Raw genomic sequence first — 1,664 nt, 5'->3', positions numbered from 1 at the left:
AAGGTTGAAATTAAAAGTACAAATTGCAATAAGAATAAAATGGCATAGCAAACAAGCCATCTTTTGATGACTTTTTAAAAATTAAATATCGAAGTAAGTGTTAATGCTAAATAGCTGGCTTTATTTTATAGCCTTGAAGTTGAGCTAATAGTATAGCTTGCTCAACCGTAATCTCGCGTTTTGCGGGAAAAGCATCAGATTTTTTATATAATTCAGCATTATATGGTTCTTTCTTCTTCAACATGTTGTATAATGCTGTAAGAAGCATTCTTGCAATAGCAATGATTGCTTTCTTGTGGCCGCGACGCTTTTTGATGCGCAAATAGCGGTTACGAATTTCAGGATGTTTCTCGCTTTTAACTACAGAGTTAGCACACTGCACAAGAAGCGGCTTAATGTAACATCCTGCTTTGGAAACCCGGACAGATTTTTTCTTGCCTGCACTCTCATTGTTAGTTGGAGTGAGTCCAGCCCATGAGCATAAGTGTTTCGCTGAAGGAAAAGCCTCCATATTTACGCCGATTTCAGATATTACAGTAATAGCCGAGAAAATATTTTTAAACGATGGAGCGGTTAGAATTATGTCTAGTTCTTGTTGATAAGGCGCAGCGAGCGCAAGAATTAGTTTTTCTAACTCTGCTTTCCGGGATTCCAAATCTTCAAAATGTCCTTTGATGATCTTTAATTTTCCAGCTTGTTCAGGTGTAATATAACCATCAACAGCGAGTTCCAGCTCAGGGAGTTTTTTTAGCATAGAACCATGAATTAAAGATCCAATATCAAAGGAAGTATCAAGAGGATTTTCTAGAAGCTTATCAATTATCTTTTGAGAACTTTTACCGAAAGTATCTGAAACAATGTTTCCTAACTGTATGTTAGAAACCGTGAGACAATTTTGGAGTCTGTTCTTTTCGCTAGACATAAAGCAAATAAGCTTAAAGCGATAACGCATTAAGTCACGAAGTTGTCTAATATCAGCGGGAGGCATAAAGCTAGCGGCAACAAGATCATGCTTAAACAGGTCAGCAATCCATTTTGCATCTTTCTTGTCAGTTTTTTTACCACGAATAGCCTTAACATATTTAGGATGTGCAAGTATGATGTTGCAGGAGCTTTCTAATATATTAAACACAGGAATCCAGTATTTCCCGGTAGATTCCATGCAAACATCCTTGCAGTTATTGTCCAAAAGCCATTGTAACAGCTCTCTTAAACCCTTCGTGTAGGTAGAAAAGCGATGGCTTTTATAGGTGGTAATTCCATTAGAATTAGTGGAAGCAATACATGCAACCACAAAGGTTTTGTGTACATCAATTCCACAACAGATTTTATACACGATTTTTAAAGCCATAGGGAACTCCTTTCTAAACCGATAGGTTCTAAAAATTAAAGGGATAGACAGCATTGACTGATTGTCTAGCATTAAACGAGAATGTTTAAACAAAGATAAGGTTACGTGCTCAGTAGCACACTTATTTGTGCTTGGAAAGACAATCTACACATATAAAAATGCGGTCACTACGTAAGTGTAGCAAACCACTCACCTCCCCGTGATTTGTAGTTTACTGGTATCCCTATGACATAATTATAGAACAAAATTAGCTCGAAGTGGCACATTTCATTACGTTTTGTGCCTTGAGCGAAGCGAAAGGAATGATTATAAA

The 1,664-nt window shown here is 37.0% G+C and carries 1 protein-coding gene; it reads right to left on the bottom strand.

The features are described 5' to 3' along the window. Positions 1-106: 106 nt before the first annotated feature. Positions 107-1,351 carry an IS110 family RNA-guided transposase gene (locus J2Z80_RS14875; protein ID WP_045408655.1) on the bottom strand — a complete coding sequence of 415 codons (1,245 nt, stop codon included), beginning with the start codon at positions 1,349-1,351 and terminating at the stop codon, positions 107-109. Positions 1,352-1,664 lie beyond the last annotated feature (313 nt).

Origin of the sequence: Thermoanaerobacterium butyriciformans (assembly GCF_017874545.1) — a bacterium.
In the GTDB taxonomy this organism is placed as follows: domain Bacteria; phylum Bacillota; class Thermoanaerobacteria; order Thermoanaerobacterales; family Thermoanaerobacteraceae; genus Thermoanaerobacterium; species Thermoanaerobacterium butyriciformans.
This window is presented reverse-complemented; position numbering and strand designations above follow the sequence as displayed.

What these genes read in the sequence shown, in the direction of transcription:
- J2Z80_RS14875 (WP_045408655.1), bottom strand. Translation starts at nt 1,351, where the DNA reads ATGGCTTTAAAAATCGTGTATAAAATCTGTTGTGGAATTGATGTACAC.